The 15772-nt window shown below is 38.9% G+C and carries 17 protein-coding genes, 1 tRNA gene and 1 pseudogene; 10 read left to right on the top strand and 9 right to left on the bottom strand.

Going from position 1 to position 15772, the window contains the following annotated elements; all coding sequences use genetic code 11:
- The first annotated feature begins 73 nt into the window (after window positions 1–73).
- The 3 genes from J7E57_RS26160 to J7E57_RS26150 all read left to right on the top strand — a co-directional run bounded on the left by J7E57_RS26160 (window position 74) and on the right by J7E57_RS26150 (window position 4311).
- Complete coding sequence (locus J7E57_RS26160; protein ID WP_215130344.1) at window positions 74–1042, top strand: alpha/beta fold hydrolase; 969 nt, start codon at window positions 74–76, stop codon at window positions 1040–1042.
- A gap of 66 nt (window positions 1043–1108) precedes the next feature.
- Complete coding sequence (locus J7E57_RS26155) at window positions 1109–2281, top strand: MFS transporter (protein WP_215130346.1); 1173 nt, start codon at window positions 1109–1111, stop codon at window positions 2279–2281.
- A gap of 341 nt (window positions 2282–2622) precedes the next feature.
- Window positions 2623–4311, top strand: coding sequence for a sigma-54 interaction domain-containing protein (locus tag J7E57_RS26150; protein ID WP_251030040.1), 1689 nt, complete (start codon window positions 2623–2625; stop codon window positions 4309–4311).
- 113 nt (window positions 4312–4424) lie between these two features.
- On the opposite strand, the gene J7E57_RS26145 is transcribed toward J7E57_RS26150, so the two are convergent.
- Window positions 4425–4604 carry a hypothetical protein gene (locus J7E57_RS26145; protein ID WP_215130458.1) on the bottom strand — a complete coding sequence of 60 codons (180 nt, stop codon included), beginning with the start codon at window positions 4602–4604 and terminating at the stop codon, window positions 4425–4427.
- Between the two features lie 250 nt (window positions 4605–4854).
- On the opposite strand from J7E57_RS26145, the gene J7E57_RS26140 reads away from it, so the two are divergent.
- From J7E57_RS26140 to J7E57_RS26130, 3 genes are read left to right on the top strand one after another with little or no spacing between them, the layout of a single operon-like run.
- Window positions 4855–5187, top strand: coding sequence for a phosphoribosylpyrophosphate synthetase (locus J7E57_RS26140; protein ID WP_251030039.1), 333 nt, complete (start codon window positions 4855–4857; stop codon window positions 5185–5187).
- A 9-nt stretch (window positions 5188–5196) separates the two neighbouring features.
- Complete coding sequence (locus J7E57_RS26135) at window positions 5197–6441, top strand: NAD(P)/FAD-dependent oxidoreductase (protein WP_215130348.1); 1245 nt, start codon at window positions 5197–5199, stop codon at window positions 6439–6441.
- A gap of 2 nt (window positions 6442–6443) precedes the next feature.
- Window positions 6444–6716, top strand: coding sequence for a UBP-type zinc finger domain-containing protein (locus J7E57_RS26130; protein ID WP_215130350.1), 273 nt, complete (start codon window positions 6444–6446; stop codon window positions 6714–6716).
- A 135-nt stretch (window positions 6717–6851) separates the two neighbouring features.
- On the opposite strand, the gene J7E57_RS26125 is transcribed toward J7E57_RS26130, so the two are convergent.
- Window positions 6852–7904 (bottom strand): DUF5694 domain-containing protein, encoded by a 1053-nt coding sequence (locus tag J7E57_RS26125; RefSeq protein WP_215130352.1) that lies wholly within the window; start codon window positions 7902–7904, stop codon window positions 6852–6854.
- Between the two features lie 340 nt (window positions 7905–8244).
- Here J7E57_RS26125 and J7E57_RS26120 point away from each other — a divergent pair, with 340 nt between their 5' ends.
- Window positions 8245–8655 carry a hypothetical protein gene (locus tag J7E57_RS26120; RefSeq protein ID WP_215130354.1) on the top strand — a complete coding sequence of 137 codons (411 nt, stop codon included), beginning with the start codon at window positions 8245–8247 and terminating at the stop codon, window positions 8653–8655.
- Window positions 8656–9159: 504 nt separating this feature from the next.
- Window positions 9160–9231, top strand: a tRNA-Arg gene (locus tag J7E57_RS26115).
- Window positions 9232–9436: 205 nt separating this feature from the next.
- Here J7E57_RS26115 and J7E57_RS26110 read toward each other — a convergent pair.
- Both J7E57_RS26110 and J7E57_RS26105 read right to left on the bottom strand, forming a co-directional pair.
- On the bottom strand, window positions 9437–11077 hold the full coding sequence (locus J7E57_RS26110; protein ID WP_215130356.1) for a serine hydrolase: 1641 nt from the start codon (window positions 11075–11077) through the stop codon (window positions 9437–9439).
- Between the two features lie 48 nt (window positions 11078–11125).
- Window positions 11126–11470, bottom strand: coding sequence for a DUF6249 domain-containing protein (locus J7E57_RS26105; protein ID WP_215130358.1), 345 nt, complete (start codon window positions 11468–11470; stop codon window positions 11126–11128).
- A gap of 116 nt (window positions 11471–11586) precedes the next feature.
- On the opposite strand from J7E57_RS26105, the gene J7E57_RS26100 reads away from it, so the two are divergent.
- Together J7E57_RS26100 and J7E57_RS26095 are read left to right on the top strand one after the other, a co-directional pair.
- Window positions 11587–12171 (top strand): RNA polymerase sigma factor, encoded by a 585-nt coding sequence (locus tag J7E57_RS26100; RefSeq protein ID WP_215166316.1) that lies wholly within the window; start codon window positions 11587–11589, stop codon window positions 12169–12171.
- On the top strand, window positions 12168–12509 hold the full coding sequence (locus J7E57_RS26095; protein ID WP_215130362.1) for a hypothetical protein: 342 nt from the start codon (window positions 12168–12170) through the stop codon (window positions 12507–12509). The genes J7E57_RS26100 and J7E57_RS26095 overlap by 4 nt, the downstream gene beginning before the upstream one ends.
- An 839-nt stretch (window positions 12510–13348) precedes the next feature.
- On the opposite strand, the gene J7E57_RS26090 is transcribed toward J7E57_RS26095, so the two are convergent.
- The 5 genes and pseudogenes from J7E57_RS26090 to J7E57_RS26070 all read right to left on the bottom strand — a co-directional run bounded on the left by J7E57_RS26090 (window position 13349) and on the right by J7E57_RS26070 (window position 15752).
- Window positions 13349–13849 (bottom strand): SRPBCC domain-containing protein, encoded by a 501-nt coding sequence (locus tag J7E57_RS26090; protein ID WP_215130364.1) that lies wholly within the window; start codon window positions 13847–13849, stop codon window positions 13349–13351.
- A complete protein-coding gene (locus tag J7E57_RS26085; protein ID WP_215130366.1) occupies window positions 13846–14334 on the bottom strand; it encodes an SRPBCC domain-containing protein in 489 nt (162 codons plus the stop codon). The genes J7E57_RS26090 and J7E57_RS26085 overlap by 4 nt, the downstream gene beginning before the upstream one ends.
- Window positions 14321–14656: an ArsR/SmtB family transcription factor gene (locus J7E57_RS26080; protein ID WP_215130368.1), complete on the bottom strand. Its 336-nt coding sequence runs from the start codon at window positions 14654–14656 to the stop codon at window positions 14321–14323. Before J7E57_RS26080 ends, J7E57_RS26085 begins: the two co-directional genes overlap by 14 nt.
- A 334-nt stretch (window positions 14657–14990) precedes the next feature.
- Window positions 14991–15077: pseudogene (locus tag J7E57_RS27560) on the bottom strand (hypothetical protein); the annotation flags it as partial.
- Window positions 15078–15356: 279 nt separating this feature from the next.
- Window positions 15357–15752 (bottom strand): VOC family protein, encoded by a 396-nt coding sequence (locus J7E57_RS26070; protein ID WP_215130370.1) that lies wholly within the window; start codon window positions 15750–15752, stop codon window positions 15357–15359.
- Between the last annotated feature and the right edge of the window lie 20 nt (window positions 15753–15772).

The raw sequence follows: 15772 nt of genomic DNA, 5'->3' as shown, positions 1-15772 counted from the left end.
TTATTTGATAATAAGGTTGTTGTGTGATGGCTTTTGTTTTGAATGATAAGAGATGACCACTAAAAATAGTGGCATGATCAATTATTTAAAATACAAACAAATTATGATGAAGTACAATCAACTCATTGCGGTCACTTTGCTCGTTTCAGCAATTGGTTTAGGCTCGTGTAAGGAGCAGCCGAAAGAAAGCAAAGAAGAAAAACAAACAACAGCAGCTGCCGAAGGAAGAAAAGAATACTATGAGGTTGCGCCAAATGTAAAACTGCACGTAACTGATTTAGGCAATGGTCCGGCAGTGGTGCTGATCCATGGTTACCCATTAAGCGATGCGTCCTGGGAGTATCAGTACCATGCCTTGGTTAAGGCCGGTTATCGGGCAATTGGGATTACTTTAAGAGGCTTTGGCCAGTCTGATAAGCCATTTGGTAAATATGACTATGATCAGTTTGCCGATGATATCAAAAGTGTTTTAGACCAGATGGATATAAAAGAAGCTGTAATCGGCGGACACTCAATGGGTGGGGCGATTGCCTTACATTATGTGGCAAAATACAATGGTGCACATGTTAAAAAACTTGGTCTGTTCTCGGCAGCAGCCCCCCGCCACACTAAAACCGCCGATTATCCTTACCCATTGTTTACCAAAGATGATATCAGCCAATGGGTAGCACTTAATAATTCAGATCGCCCGGCATTATTAGCTGCTGTAGGAGCTAAATTCGCGCTAACGCCAAGCTCATTGTCGCCAGGCATTGGCCAGTGGTTATATTCCATTGAACTTCAATCATCAGCCTATGCAATGGAGCAGGCACTTATTTCGCTGAGAGATGAAGATTTGAGAGCTGATTTAGCAAAAATCAAAGTCCCAACTTTAATCATGCATGCAAAAGACGATCACATTGTTGCTTATGCCTTAGCACAACAAATGAATAAAGGAATCGCGGGTTCTAAACTCGTTACCTTTGATAAAAGCGGCCATGCTTCCTTCCTCGAAGAAAAAGATAAGTTCAATGAAGAACTGATCAAATTCATTAAAGAATAGTCAATCATTTGGTGGATATCGTGCACATTGCAATACAGGGTATCCACCTTTTAATATTTACAAACGATGTCAGAAAAACAAAAACTAAATACCGCCCAGATTCTCATTATGTCGGTAACGGCAGGAATATGTGTGGCCAATGTTTATTACAGTCAGCCTATACTTGGTGCAATTGCCTCGTCTTTAAAAATAGATGAGAAATCGGCAGGACTAATTTCGGTTTTATCTCAGGCGGGATACGGTTTGGGCTTATTTTTTTTAACGCCGCTGGGCGATAAAATGGACCGCAAGAAATTAATTCTTTATCTACAGCTTGCATTGGTAGCAGCTTTGGTTGCAATGGCTTTATCACCAAATTTGGCTATAATTTATGCCTCGAGCTTAGCTGTTGGTCTATTTGCCGTTTCCGCTCAGGTGATTTTGCCTATGGCAGCAAGTTTGGTTTCCGAAAACAGAGGGAAGATAGTGGGAATCATTTTTACGGGTATTTTGGTTGGCGTTTTAGCGGCCAGGGTATTCAGCGGATTCATTACTGAATGGCTCAGCTGGCGTTACGTTTTCGGTATTTCTGCAATAATGGTGGCACTATCAGCCATATTGATGCAAACAGATTTTCCTTCAGGTAAAGACCGTTTCGCTGGCAGTTATGTCGAGTTGCTTCAATCAACTTTCGGGCAGTTTAAACGGTTTGAAACTTTGAGAAGAACAGCCTTAACAGGTGCGCTAACTTTTGGCACACTAAGTTCATTCTGGATTGCTTTAACTTTTCAGCTTAGCGGTGCTCCATTTAATTATCAAACCGATACCATTGGTTTATTTGGCTTGTTAGCTGTCGCCGGGGCTTTATTGGTTCCGCTCTTTGGGAAAATTTCTGATGCTGGCGGAAAACCAAAGCGTTCGCTCATTATTACACTGTCTTTGGTTATCGCGAGTATTCTGGTGTTAAAAGTTTTTCCTTTTTCGGTTATTGCGCTTTCAGTTGCTGTGGTATTGTTAGATATAGGGGTGCAGGCCACCCAGGTAACTAATATAGCACTAATTTATAGCCTCGATTCAAAAGCCAATAGCAGGATCAATACGGTTTACATGACCTGCTATTTTATCGGCGGTGCAACAGGAGCCTTTGTTGGCTTAATCTGTTGGAAAATGGGCGGCTGGGAAATGGTAACCTGGCAGATGATTACTTTCGCAGCGCTTGCATTTTTGATGGTCATCATTGGAAAAGACAAGGAAAGATGATGTTTTGGGGCTTGTAATGTCCCATTCAATCACTTCATTATTCAATCGCTGGATCATTCGGGTCTTCTACTATATTTCGTTTCCAAAATCGCCTTTTAGCGAAATATCGTGAGTCGTTTATGGCCATGATATTGATTGCAGCGCATTAACGCCATACTCTTGCCTTTGGCATGTTCTTTGAATTCGCGGGGTTGAACATTAGCAAAAAAGTCCCTATAGGATCATCCTCAAACGCTCAGTGATGATAAATAATCATCCCGATGTTGTTCGTTTTGCGATTGCGTTAAAGTTCATTCATCCAATTCCCGGATAAATATTTTGGGAAAGGTCAATTATAAAAAATGAGAAAGCAGGAATCAGATTATCGCTCCGGGGCCAATGTTTATGGCAATGATGTTCAACCTCATGCCAATTCTTATTTTGCAGAGCGGGCAGAAATTGTAGGTGAGCAAGAAAAGGACTTTAGTTTAAAGGAACTATTTCAAGGTATATTTTCTAAACTGAATCCATTATTTTCTGTTGATTGTGCTGCATTGATTCTTTATAACGATGAAATGGACCACATTACAAGGGCATATCTCACAGAGGCTATTTCAGGCAAAATATCCTGTACAGAAATTATTTCCGATCCGACCAGCCTTTCGCTGGTTACAAAAGAAATTTCGGGATTTGATTTTCCTGTGCTTAAGTCGAGGCAAGATTGGATAGCTGATTTTGGCGAGAACCACTGCTTAGCTAACCATCCTACAGAATATCATTTTCATTGTTATATACCTTTAGCGCAAAACGGCCGCATACTGGGTACTTTCGAACTTCATAATAAAAACTGCGAATTAAGTGCAGAAGGATTGACTTTTTGCTGTAACATTGCCGATTTTATAGCGGGACTGTTAGCTACAATTGAAGAAAAAAATGTAGATGGCCCTGGTCTTGCAAGGCCAGGTATGTCTCAAATTATAAACGGGTCTGAAATATCAGCCTTTGCTGAGGAGAAAATTAAGCAGTTAGAAAAGAAAATTGAACAACTAAGTACGCAGCTTGCTGAATACCTGATTTTTGAGCCCGAGGAATCACCTGAAATCCTCACACATCCTGAAATTATTGGCTGTAGCCCTGAAATGAAAGCGGTTTACAGACTGCTCAACCGGATTTCCTCCACGGAAACTACGGTTTTAATTTTGGGCGAAACCGGAACGGGTAAAGAGCTGATCGCCAAAGCCGTTCATGACGGGTCTTCAAGAAGCAAAAAAACAATGGTTAAGGTCAACTGTGCCGCTATTCCACCTAATTTAATCGAATCCGAACTTTTTGGCCATGAGAAAGGAAGCTTTACGGGTGCTATAGAAAGACGGATCGGGAAGTTTGAACAAGCGCATAAGGGTACGATCTTCCTGGATGAAATTGGAGAGTTACCGCTCGATTTACAAGTTAAATTGCTTCGTGTTTTACAGGAAAAAGAAATAGAACGTATCGGTGGCAGAACTACAATTCCAACTGATGTGCGTATTATTTCGGCCACGAATAGAAACCTTTTAGAAGAAGTGGAGGCGGGGCGGTTTAGACGTGATTTATATTACAGGTTAAATGTTTTTCCAGTTTCATTGCCACCACTTCGAAATCGAAAACCGGATATACCTGTGTTGGCTACTTTTTTCCTAGCGAAATTCGCCAAAAAGTCGAATCGAAATCTTCATGGATTTTCAAAAAGGGCAATTTCCACGATGATGGCTTACAACTGGCCTGGGAATGTAAGAGAATTGGAGCACCTCATCGAAAGGCAGGTGGTAATGGCAGAGGGTAATGTGATTAAGGATATCGAAATTCCAGAGAATAACAAACAATCCATATCTTCAGCCGGGTCTGTTAAAACCATATTTGAAAATGAACGCGAGCATATATTCACTGTATTAGCGTTATGTAACGGACGGATTTCCGGTCAGCATGGCGCTGCAAAATTATTGGGTGTTCCGGCAACTACATTAAATTCGAAAATCAAAAAGCTTGGCCTGGCCAAAAAACACATTTATTGATCATCTTGAAGCAATAGTGTTCGTGCTTATTCTTTTGAGCATTGCTTACTGAAATGGCGATATCTCCTGAAATTTCCAAAGATATCGCCATTTTTCCTGGCATAACGATTGGCCTAAATATCCAATTCGAAAGATGAGCGGGAGGCCTTGTCTGCCTGATCCAACAGGTCCGAGTCGTGTTCGGCAGCCCTTTCATCACTGATGATTGTGCTTTGATTTAACGCATCTTCCTCGCTGGTTAATGCATCTTCCTTATCGTCAGAAAGTTCTTCTTTGTTTGGGTCTATAATCATGATCTTTTTATTTTAAAGATAGCCATTTAAATTAGTTTAAACCGCTCTTTTTTGCTTTTTTAATGATTGAACAATTCATCTTTTGGCCATCTATATTTTAAAAAATAAATAGGCCCGAATTTTATCATAAATTCACTTTATATCGTCAATTTTTATTGTTGGTTTGTTTTTAAAGTTTTGTTTTACAGTATGTTGTGTGTTGGTTTGTTTTTTGGTAAATTAACACGTCATTTAAAAAGAACAAATAATTATGGATAACGATTATTTAAAACATATCGGAGAAATGACTTCACTTTCAGAAGTTGTAAATGCCTTGGTTAAACAGGGTTATACTTTCGATTTCAATTTGAAAAGTAGCCAGTTGAGTAGCGGAGAAAATCCAATTCAGGCGTCTCCCGAGCAATTTTTGATCGATAAACATTATCGTTTTGAAGGAGAGTCCGACCCCGATGATGAGGCGATTGTTTATGCCATTTCCTCTATTGACGGTAAAATAAAAGGAATCTTTGTAAACGGTTACGGCACTTCATCCGAAAGCGCTGGTGATGAGGTGATTAAACAATTAAAAACCCGAACTGATTAAGAACTGTCCATGAACAAACTAAAATTATATGGTAAACCAGATTCTCCTGAAATTTACCCCATCAGAGACTTTTTAAAACGAAGTGTTATCGATTTCGAATGGTTCGACATTACGCATGATGATTTGGGCTGGGGCCAGGGAATTACCTCATTTAATAATCCAGATAAGCAACCTGTAATAGAATTCCCTGATGGCAAAGTGATCGTAAATCCAAGCTTAGAACAAATTGCCTGTAACCTGGGCTGGATTACCGAACCCAAATATGCGGAATATGATCTTTCGATTTACGGTGCTGGTCCTGCGGGATTAAGTGCAGCGGTTTATGCTGCATCAGAAGGCCTGAAAACTATCCTGATTGAACGTGAAGCCATTGGTGGACAGGCTGGTACCAGCTCGCTGATCGAAAATTACCTGGGTTTTCCTGAAGGAATATCCGGGGCAAACCTTGCTGAAAGGGCCAGGCAGCAAGCGTTAAAATTCGGCGTCGAGATTTTGCTTTTAAAGGAGGGGATCAAAGGCTCGTTTTATGATAATAGAATCCATGTAGATTTTGCAACCGGCGAAAAGCTGGTCGCTAAAACAAATATCTGTGCAACAGGGGTGGAGTATGCCAGATTGAATCTCCCTGATGAGGACCGGTTTTTTCATAAAGGAGTTTATTATGGTGCTGGTGCAAGTGAGGCTTTTTTCTGTCAGGATAAAGACCTTTATATTGTTGGCGGCGGAAACTCTGCCGGACAGGCTGCTGCCTATTTTTCTGGCTTTGCCAAACGCGTTTTCATGGTGATCCGAAAAGGTAACCTTGCAGATACCTTATCTGAATACCTGATTCAGCGGATAGCATCCATTAAGAATATTCATGTCCTGTATTATGCTGAAGTAGCGGCACTGGAAGGTGATGATTATCTACAGCGCGTCAAAATTGTAAACAGTCAGGATGGAACAGAAGCATGGTACGACACCTCAAAATTATTCATCTGTATAGGTGGAAAACCCAATACAGAATGGGCTGTTGAAACTGCAATCTGCAGGGATAGAAATGGATATCTTTATACAGGTAATGATTTGCTTAGCCTGGATCAATATAAGATGTGTTGGGAGCTGGAACGGCCGCCTTATCATTTAGAAACCAGTGTTCCAGGCTCTTTTGCTGCTGGTGATGTCAGGTTTAATTCGGTAAAAAGGGTTGCATCGGCTGTAGGCGAAGGTGCCATGGCAGTAACTCAGGTTCATCAATATTTATCAAAATTGTAATTATGGAAAACAACAGCATCTGCAGCCACATTGAGGCTGTAAAAGAATTAAAAACTGCAAAAGAACGTGTTTGTGAAACCTGTATAAAACAAGGTACAGATTGGGTACATCTTCGTACCTGCCAAACCTGTGGCATTACCTTATGCTGTGATTCATCGCCAATGCAACACATGTCGCATCATTGCCGGGCAGAAAAACATCCTGTTATCATCTCATCAGAACCTGGAGAACGGTGGATGTACTGCTTTCTGGATAATGAAATGGTTGAATACTGATTAAATATTATAAAAAAGGTGGCTTTTGGTTAAAGCGTATGGAATTAATAGTAACCTGGCCAGATATAAATAATTAAGGAAAGAAATGCTTTCCGTGGTGACATGGTATATTCGTCCCACTGTTTTCCGGTAAAACTATTTGACCTCATTAAGGTTTTTGACAATTACGCCGGGCATCTTTTCGAAAATGTCCTGCATATATTTGCGATGGTTTGCTCCGGCAATTACAACAACCCGCTTAACCCCTTTCTCTTTTGAACGGTTCAGTACATTGTTGCACATCCCCTCATTTCTCATCAGCCACCAATGTATCTTGGAAAGCATTTCTTCTTTAGGGAAGTTCTTCATATCATACAGCTCCGGCAGATAGAAATCTCCGGATGCGGAAATTGCCGACGCTTCAGCTGTGTTCAGCCATTCGGTTACCTGAGTAGAAGACTTCTCAATTTTATCATATCGCTCGAAACCTGTATTTATTTTAGCCAGTTTTTCCTTCAGCTCTCGCTGAAAGGTGGCGGAAGTATCCTTTCTGAATATATTGAATTTTTCGTCGCTCGCAGACCAGGATGCATTCCAATTAAGGTCATAGTCCTGGCAATCCATGGGCAGTAACTCCTTGATGCCGATTTTTCGCATCATCGGGAATGCGATCAATGCGTATTCGGAGGTTTTCAATCTTCTCATGCTTCGCCCGGTGGTATCCAATTCCGGACTCAGCAATTGATTGACATAAGCTTGCAGCTGATCGTCCGGGGATTGTTTAAGCCGGTCGAAAACCTGCCAATATTGATAGTGACCATTGGAAACATCCTGGTTAAGGTAGTAAGCATGGGCCAGGTCCGTTTTTAACTTATAGTTTTCAGGGTCTTGTAGGCAGCGTTTTTTTAAACTGTCAATTTTTTTAGGTAGCTGATCTGTTGCGATATCTCTGTTTTTTCTAAGTGTCTGTAATCTTTTCAAATTGTCTTTCTTACACCAATAGTCCATAATATGCTGTTCATCTTCCTTACTCAGAAATTCTCCGAAAAATGCTGTTGGCTTAAATTGTTGAATTTTGCGGTAAATGTCTGAAAAATCCTGCTTTTGGTAATTGCTGTAGTTATGAGAAACACCGATTAAAAGGATTTCCAGTTCTTGAGCAGATGCCTTAAAGGAAACGATAATAAGTAAGATAAAAATGAATTTCATAGCTATGGTTTCGTTGTGTGCTTAAAATTAATATGTTTTACGCGTTGATTTCCAATTGGAAAAATAATATTATAATTTGATTTTTCAACATTTCAGTAAAGATTGCTGTTCCTGTAAATGGGATCTTACGCCAGGACGAACGAAAGGAACTTTGATTACTAATCTAAAGTCCATCCCTAAAAATCACCTTTTCATGTATAAAATAGCTCTTTTCGTCCTTAAAATATCCTTTTTTGGATATCATTGGTTAAATTAGTTCTGTTAGAGGCGATTTGGAATGATGAAAACAGAATTGGTCAGGGTGGAAAACCTGTTTGCTGCGTTATTCCGCAACGTTTGCATGGCACGTTATTTACGTGATAAATTTGACTTTTTCTGGAAGAACTCTCCTTCTGAGCGTGGTAACACGGGTATGGCCTATTATATCCGCCATAGTGCACTGCTCCAATGTTTTGATTCTCTGGCAGGTCTGGAATACGGGGGGATGGGTACCTATGCGGCAAGCCAGGGCGTTGAAGGGCCCTTGTTGCCGCTTACCACAGGCGATCAGATCGAAAAGCTCAATGATTTGCTCATTGGGCACCAAAACAACATTAAAGATATATTCAGTCTGCATCAGGATCCGGTGGCCATGGGCTTTCTGGAGCATGAGCTTGCGCACATTACGAATGTATTGCAGGATTTTGTGGGCTTTTTAAATGATTTTGAAATTATTCCGTCTTATCAAGGTATTGACGGCGCGCTCAGCTAAAACACTGCAGGATGTAGCAATATGTCCTGTAGGTTTTTTTTGGAGGTGGGTAATGCAGTGGCTTAGGGATGATGGGATAGACTGACAGTGTTTTGTGTTCCTTTTTGGCTGTCCCTTGCATTGAAAGATAATGTTTTGTCTTTTGGATTGGCTAATCTTTGGACCTTTCAACCTAATAAAAGGTATTAGACTACAAATGTCCTCGTTTTAAAATAAAAAGTCTACCTTTTATATTTCATCAGGTTGCATTGTAGCTACATGTTAACTATGTTAATAGCAATTGTTTAACCGTGTTATTTAAAATTTGATGAATTGAGGTCAATCAATGAAGGTGAGATATTAAAAAATCAGTAAGAAATTTGGTCATAAAACATTTTTAAATTTGCCCGCTTTAGGTAAGAAGTTTTATTATATTTGCGCCATTAAAATAATGTTAGGCACATTTAATGCTGATTATTTTGATAATTAGTTGCCAGATTGCCTTATGGCAATCTAAATAATATTGGTCCCGTAGTTCAACGGATAGAATAGAAGTTTCCTAAACTTTAGATATGAGTTCGATTCTCGTCGGGACCACAAACCCCTTTTACAGACCGTAAAGAGGGGTTTTATTTTTGTGAACATTTTTACATGCTCTCAGAGTAGTTTAAAGGGTGATTTTGGTTCGAGCCCAGTATGGGTTCTTTATGTAAATGCCTAAAAATTGGAACTCAACTATTATAATTAGTGAACACAAAAGTACCATCATAAAACGATCTGTTTTGATATTTCACTTTCTCCGCTATAGCTTTTTTGCCGTCATTTCACTGTTCTGTATTTTCGTAAGGGAAGTAGTTTGACCAGATTTATTTCGGTTAAAGATAATGGTTGCATCCATATCATTGGCATAAAACTTATTTTCCTCGAAAGGTATGAGTTCTTTTTGATCATTCCCTACGCGCCCAAACAGCTTGCCTTTTTCTAAAATAACTTCAAAAAGCATATTGGGTTCAAAAAGATATTTACCAGTATAACGAATCAGAATTTGGCTTGAAAGACTGATTCGATTGATTAAAGGTATTCCCGTGCTTTTTTTCCATGTTGAAGTAATGCCAGTACCTTTAATCTGATATCCGTTTATTGTTCCTTTGCCATCTCTTTTAAACATAAGAGAATTAAGACTATTCTCTAACAAGAAAATATCTGTGCCGTATGGCATTAAGCGTGTCTTGCCTCCACCTTTATAATAATACATTAATATGCCATCTTGGTTAGTGATATAACGCTCCCCTTCATAGGGATTACTGTATACCGCTTGGTATTGTTGCAAAGCAGCGGGTTCTATAACTTTCGCATTAAATATATATGGCCTACCTAAAGCAATTGCTGCAAGTTTAGCTACTGAAATATCCAAATCACCGATATTCTCATAGTTAGCTAATATTGAAACAAAAATTTGCTCAGCAGGTAGATAAATCACATCGGTAAAAAAACCATTCACAATACCATTGTGCTTTATCGCTTTGCTACCTTGTATATTTCCAATTTCCCAGCCAAAGCCATAACCGATTTCTTTACCATTTGCCAAATGCCATGAAGTTTGAGCCAACTCAAGACTAGCTTTATTGATTACTTTACCATCTTCTAGACCAGCGTACCATTTTAAAAGATCACCAGTTGTTGATAATAAAGATCCGGCAGCATAAGGTAATGTCATGCTTAAAAATTCTGAATTTTCGTACCTTCCATTTCTTTTTCGGTAGCCTGAAATTCTTTCAGGAATTACCTTTACACGCTCGTCATGGTAAGAATTGCTCATTTCCAGTGGCTCAAATATATTTTTTTGCACATATTCTCCGTATGTTCTCCCACTCAGCTTTTCAATGATGTAACCTAAAAGAACGTAACCTGAGTTGCTATATTTGTAGTTGCTACCAGGTTCAAAATCTAAGGGTTGATCTTTGAACAAGGCAATCAGCTCTTTCGGAGAGAGGTCCTGTCGCTTCAGGTTTTCATTGAACGCAGAAAGACCAGTATAGTTTTTTATGCCAGAAGTGTGTGTGAGCAGATTTGCAATGGTAATTTTTTTGCCATTAAGGGGATAATCAGGAATAAACTTAATTAACTGATCTTCTAGTGAAAGCTTTCCTTCTTCAACAAGCTTTAGGATGCATACTGCAGTAAATTGTTTGGTGACAGAGCCTAGTCGGAATACGTGGTCTGTACGCATTGGTACATTCAGCTCAAGATTTGCCTTTCCATAGGCCTTATTAAAAAGAATTTTTCCTGCCTTTGATATCAGTACCGTTCCGCCTGGACCATCTTTTGGGAAAATGGTGCCGAGGAGCGAATCATAGGTTGTTATTTCGGGTTGTCCATAGGAAGAAATTTGAAATGCTGCGCTAAAAAAAAAGCATAGTAATAGCCTGAATAATGTTTTCATTGTTCAATTGTTGGAGTTTAAAAAAACTGGTTTAATTAAAAATGGTATTTAGTCTTTACGCTTTTCAAGTATTGATTTTAAGATAAAGTAGCAAAGAATTAGACTGACACCTAAAAAGATAAGTATGCTACTGGACATGACCCAAAAGCCATGTAGATTGACGAGCGGCTGTATAAGCGACCCTGCAAGTATTCCTATAGCAATACCTATGCTCACCACACCCAAGGTCAAAAGAAAATATAGCCACTGTCCCTGCTTTTTAAACAAATCTGGCGATTGCCCGGTTTCAATGATAGCCATCCTTTCTTTGTGGCGCGTCGTAAAAAAATAATATGCGATTCCGAATACTACCAGGGAAATAGAAATGAGTAGTGCTGCTGATGTGATTTCCATGTCTTACTTTTTATTTGTTCATAAGACTATCGATCTAAGCCATCGGTCACATTTATTTTGAATGCCCAACTAAATACTTTGTGACCAGATCATCTGTATCTTAGTCTAAGATACAGATGATATTTAAAAAGCACCGAAATCTAGGCGATCATTACCTTGACAGTGCCCTTCGTGGAGAGCGAAAAGGACTTGAATATCTGGTTAATGCCTACCGGGATATGGCATACACCATAGCGGTTAGGATAGTAGGCAACCATGAAGATGCTGAAGAGGTGGTGCAGGATAGTTTCCTGAAAGCTTTTAAATACCTCGACCGGTTCAAAAGGGCGTCTAAATTTTCAACTTGGTTATATCGGATCATCTATAACACTGCACTGACTAAAATAGGAGTCAAAAATAATGTGACTCTTGAATTGGAGGACGACAATGAATACACTGAATATGTAAGTGATGAAGGTAGTGCCTTGCAACGTCTAGCTAACGCAGACCGAAAGAAGTATCTTGGTATAGCCATAGAAAAGCTCAAAAAAGAGGATCAACTAATCATTACCCTGCATTATATTGCAGACAAAAGCATCGCCGAGATAACTGAGATTATGGGCATGAAGTCATCAGCGATTAAAATGCGTTTACTCAGAAGCCGTAAGCAGTTGGAAGGAGAATTGAAGAGATTATTGAAAAATGAAATTAAAGAATTATGAAACCAAAACCCAAAGAACTAGACCCTCTCAAAGAACTGCTTAAGGAGCACGGAGCAATTGCCCCCTCTGAAGGATTCTCTTTGAGGTTGATGAATGCGGTGGTAACTAGTTACAAATTCAGTTACAGTAAGCAATATCGTAAACAAGAGCGGCTCGGCAAATGGATCATCTTAGTACTGATTGCCTGCAGTCTGCTAATCTTTGTTGAACTCAAACCATCAATCCTTGTTTTGGAAATGATTTTTCCTGTATTCTCTTTTGCAGTTGGTCTGGTTATTTTAATTTTTATGTTGAAAAAAATAGGGAAGTTGAATCATAATTCCGAGAGATCATTATAAATGAAAATCGGAGTCTATCAGTATTCCGTCAATTATTGATAGCGCTAAGCATCATTTAAAATGTGGTTCAAATTCTATCCAATATCGTTGCTTTGATTCTTGCCTAAATCAACTAAAACCCTTAAATCATTTATAAAACGGTTCAAATTTTCTCTCTTATCGCCCACTAAGTAAAAATATAAACCCTTGTTAGTTAGTTGCTTGCAAGGGTTTTGTGTTTGAATGCTTACAGTTTTACTCACACTTTTTTGCCGAAATGCCCACACTGTCTTTTATCCTGTTTCTTCTAGCGTCCTAGTTTTCATGTAGGCAACTTGTCAAGAATTCTTTTTCGACTTTAGGCTAGTGGATATAATGAAGGGTAATTGGATGTGACCCCCATCAGAATATTTCTTACGGGTATAATAGATTAGCTTTAAGCTGATTTGCATGGTATAAACAGTAAATAACGCTGGTGTAAAAATGGTGTAAACAAAACGCCATTGAAAATAGAATTTTTACACAGAAAACTGTCCCAAAAAGTATTTTAAATAATTTAAACGATTGATAATGTATTTGTTGCGATTAAGGATTGAAAGAAGGTTCAAATCCTTTATTTAAAATTAAAGCGCTGATTGACAGCGCTTTAATCGTTAAGTGGACTGAGAGGGATCACAGTCGAACACTTGATACCTATTTTGACCTTCTTTGATAGTCTTAAATTTAAATAATCAGTAAAAGGTTTAATCTGCAATAAGGGAATAATGTATCCCTGCTGCACAATAATCTATATTTCTCAATTGAATATCTATTGCATTTTTATTGGCAGGTAATCTCGTTGTACCGGTTATCTCTCAGTTTTATGGATGGGTACTCATGTTGCTCAGATAAGTTTCCAAATTATTTAGCGAAGCGCCAAAACCTTGTTGCATACTATCGTTCAATCCGATAAAGCCTTCGATTTCTTCGGCTGTTCCATTCACAGGTATTGCGGTCATCGTCAATGTGGTTTTTTTGTTGGTTTCACTAAAGTTAAAATCATAAAGAATTTCCATTGGGAATTTAATCGGGAAAGGGGGTGGAATAATGTTTAGTTCTTCATCAACAAATGCAAGCTTAAAAACTAATTTAGAAAAGGGATTAATTTCAGTAAACAAAAACCTGGCATAATTTATTTGGCCATGTCCTTCCATCTTATAATGGAAGATTCCACCTACTTTAAAATCTAAGCTGATGACCGTGTTTTTCATTTGCACAGGGCCCCACCAAGCATTTAAAGCTTCGACATTGCTAAAAGCGTTAAATACCAATTCCCGAGGAGCATCGAAAGTTCTCGTAATAATTAAAGTTTCGTTTTTCATAAGATTATTTTTTGAGTTAATATAATTTGCAAGCGATCAAACATGCTAAACCAACTTTGATAAGCCCCAGTGTTTTTTGCCTGGACTTCATCTACCGTTTGGTGAAGTGTGAGTTTAGTTTGATTTCCGACTGGCTCGAATGTAACTGTTGTGATAATAGTTTGTGGCCAATCTTCTGGTTTTGAAGATGCTCCAGCATTTACAGTATCACCCCGTTCGTTAGAAAGAGTCATAGTGAGCACTAGTTTTTCAGGAAATTTAGCCTCGAGATAATCTCCGATGATCCAACAGTCGCCATGTACAGGATCGTGAATACAGGAATGAAACCCACCGCCTTGTACTGCATTAATCCATTTAAAATCAATGGTACAACCACTTGGGGCATACCAATGTTGAAGTTTTTCAGGGTCTGTCCATGCGTTAAAAACCAACTCTTGTGGTGCATCAAACAGATGGGTGATTAATAATTCATTACTTTTTTCCATTATTTTTAGCTTTAATTTCTCTTAAATAGTTGTCTAACCTGTCAAATCGGGAATTCCATTGCTTTCGTGATTCTTCAATCCAATGGCTCACTTCATTTAACTGGTCTAATTTTGCCTCGCAAAATCTTTCTCTTCCACGCTGGTCAATGGAAACTAATCCACAGTCTTCCAGGATCTTTACATGGAGAGAAATGGCTTGCCTGGTCATGTCGAACTTTTCGGCAATCGCATTAACATTTAAAGGCTCTTTGGATAGCATGCCTATGATATTCCTTCGGGTAGGGTCGGCAATCGCCTGAAATACATCTCTTCTTGTTTCCATAATAATGCGCAAGTATATGCTTGCAAATATAAGCGCAAGTATTTACTTGCGCAAATAAATACTTATTTATTTACGATCGAAGCTCAAAAGATTATCGCTTGCTCTGGGATGAAGATATGGCTGAAGCCTAATGATGCTTTTATTAAAATGTAAGGTTTGACAATGCGACATGACTTAAATAAGTAAAGAGTTGATTTACAACGTTTTTCGTGAAGCGGTAGACTGGGAGGGATCACAGTCGAGCACTTAATACCAATTTTAACCTTTTTTCAAAATCTAAATTTATGAGTGGTAAAACGGAATCTTACAGATGCTTGAGCTGATTAACCTTTGTTTATCTGGCTATTATCCAATCATAATTAATCAGATGAGCCAAATTGTCGGTTACTTTTTTATCAGGATTCGATCTTAAATATTTCCGTTGGAACCATTAGTGGAGGTAAATCATAATCTACGCAGGTACAAGCAACCTGCTTAAGAGCGGCTCAATACCCAGTAAGGCATCAGAATTAAGCATATAAATGGGTTGGGCAGTAAATCTCTCTTTCCAGTTTATAGGAGTCAACGGGCCGAGGCTTTGTGTTCGTGCGGGTTTACAACAATAACGGTGAAGCGAAGAACCAAGCTTAAATATTCGCAAAAAGCGTCAAACGAAGCACTTCGCCCGCCTGACGCAAAACTGCAGTTAGCGGTAGTTTTTTTAAAGCATTTCTATAATTTGAATGTTGTTTCCACAAGTATCATTGAAAACAGCAATTTTTACTGTCCCCATTGCTGTTGGTTTTACGCTAAATTCCACTCCAATACTTACAAGTCGCTCATATTCTTGTTGAGCGTTGTCAACATTGAATTGGGTGTAAGGAATGCCTTTGTCAAAAAGCGCTTTTTGATACGTTTTGGCCTCTACTAAATGGTTGGGTGATGGTTCTAACAATACCTCTGGTCCATCAGGTTCATCCTTGCTTACCACAGTTAGCCATCTGTCGCCTTCGCCCACTGGCACGTCAACTTTTTTAACGAAGCCCAATTTTTCAGTGTAGAACTGCAATGCTTTTTCTTGGTTTTGGACTGGAACACTAATTACTTTTATTTTCATTTTGTTTATTCATTTATGAT

The organism is Pedobacter sp. ISL-64 (assembly GCF_018613605.1).
Lineage (GTDB): Bacteria > Bacteroidota > Bacteroidia > Sphingobacteriales > Sphingobacteriaceae > Pedobacter.
The sequence above is the reverse complement of the archived record's forward strand: the minus strand, read 5'-3'. Positions and strand labels throughout refer to the sequence as shown.

Coding starts and splice junctions, on each gene's coding strand:
- J7E57_RS26160 (WP_215130344.1), top strand. CDS start 74: ATGATCAATTATTTAAAATACAAACAAATTATGATGAAGTACAATCAA.
- J7E57_RS26155 (WP_215130346.1), top strand. CDS start 1,109: ATGTCAGAAAAACAAAAACTAAATACCGCCCAGATTCTCATTATGTCG.
- J7E57_RS26150 (WP_251030040.1), top strand. CDS start 2,623: ATGAGAAAGCAGGAATCAGATTATCGCTCCGGGGCCAATGTTTATGGC.
- J7E57_RS26145 (WP_215130458.1), bottom strand. CDS start 4,604: ATGATTATAGACCCAAACAAAGAAGAACTTTCTGACGATAAGGAAGAT.
- J7E57_RS26140 (WP_251030039.1), top strand. CDS start 4,855: ATGGATAACGATTATTTAAAACATATCGGAGAAATGACTTCACTTTCA.
- J7E57_RS26135 (WP_215130348.1), top strand. CDS start 5,197: ATGAACAAACTAAAATTATATGGTAAACCAGATTCTCCTGAAATTTAC.
- J7E57_RS26130 (WP_215130350.1), top strand. CDS start 6,444: ATGGAAAACAACAGCATCTGCAGCCACATTGAGGCTGTAAAAGAATTA.
- J7E57_RS26125 (WP_215130352.1), bottom strand. CDS start 7,904: ATGAAATTCATTTTTATCTTACTTATTATCGTTTCCTTTAAGGCATCT.
- J7E57_RS26120 (WP_215130354.1), top strand. CDS start 8,245: ATGGCACGTTATTTACGTGATAAATTTGACTTTTTCTGGAAGAACTCT.
- J7E57_RS26110 (WP_215130356.1), bottom strand. CDS start 11,077: ATGAAAACATTATTCAGGCTATTACTATGCTTTTTTTTTAGCGCAGCA.
- J7E57_RS26105 (WP_215130358.1), bottom strand. CDS start 11,470: ATGGAAATCACATCAGCAGCACTACTCATTTCTATTTCCCTGGTAGTA.
- J7E57_RS26100 (WP_215166316.1), top strand. CDS start 11,587: ATGATATTTAAAAAGCACCGAAATCTAGGCGATCATTACCTTGACAGT.
- J7E57_RS26095 (WP_215130362.1), top strand. CDS start 12,168: ATGAAACCAAAACCCAAAGAACTAGACCCTCTCAAAGAACTGCTTAAG.
- J7E57_RS26090 (WP_215130364.1), bottom strand. CDS start 13,849: ATGAAAAACGAAACTTTAATTATTACGAGAACTTTCGATGCTCCTCGG.
- J7E57_RS26085 (WP_215130366.1), bottom strand. CDS start 14,334: ATGGAAAAAAGTAATGAATTATTAATCACCCATCTGTTTGATGCACCA.
- J7E57_RS26080 (WP_215130368.1), bottom strand. CDS start 14,656: ATGGAAACAAGAAGAGATGTATTTCAGGCGATTGCCGACCCTACCCGA.
- J7E57_RS26070 (WP_215130370.1), bottom strand. CDS start 15,752: ATGAAAATAAAAGTAATTAGTGTTCCAGTCCAAAACCAAGAAAAAGCA.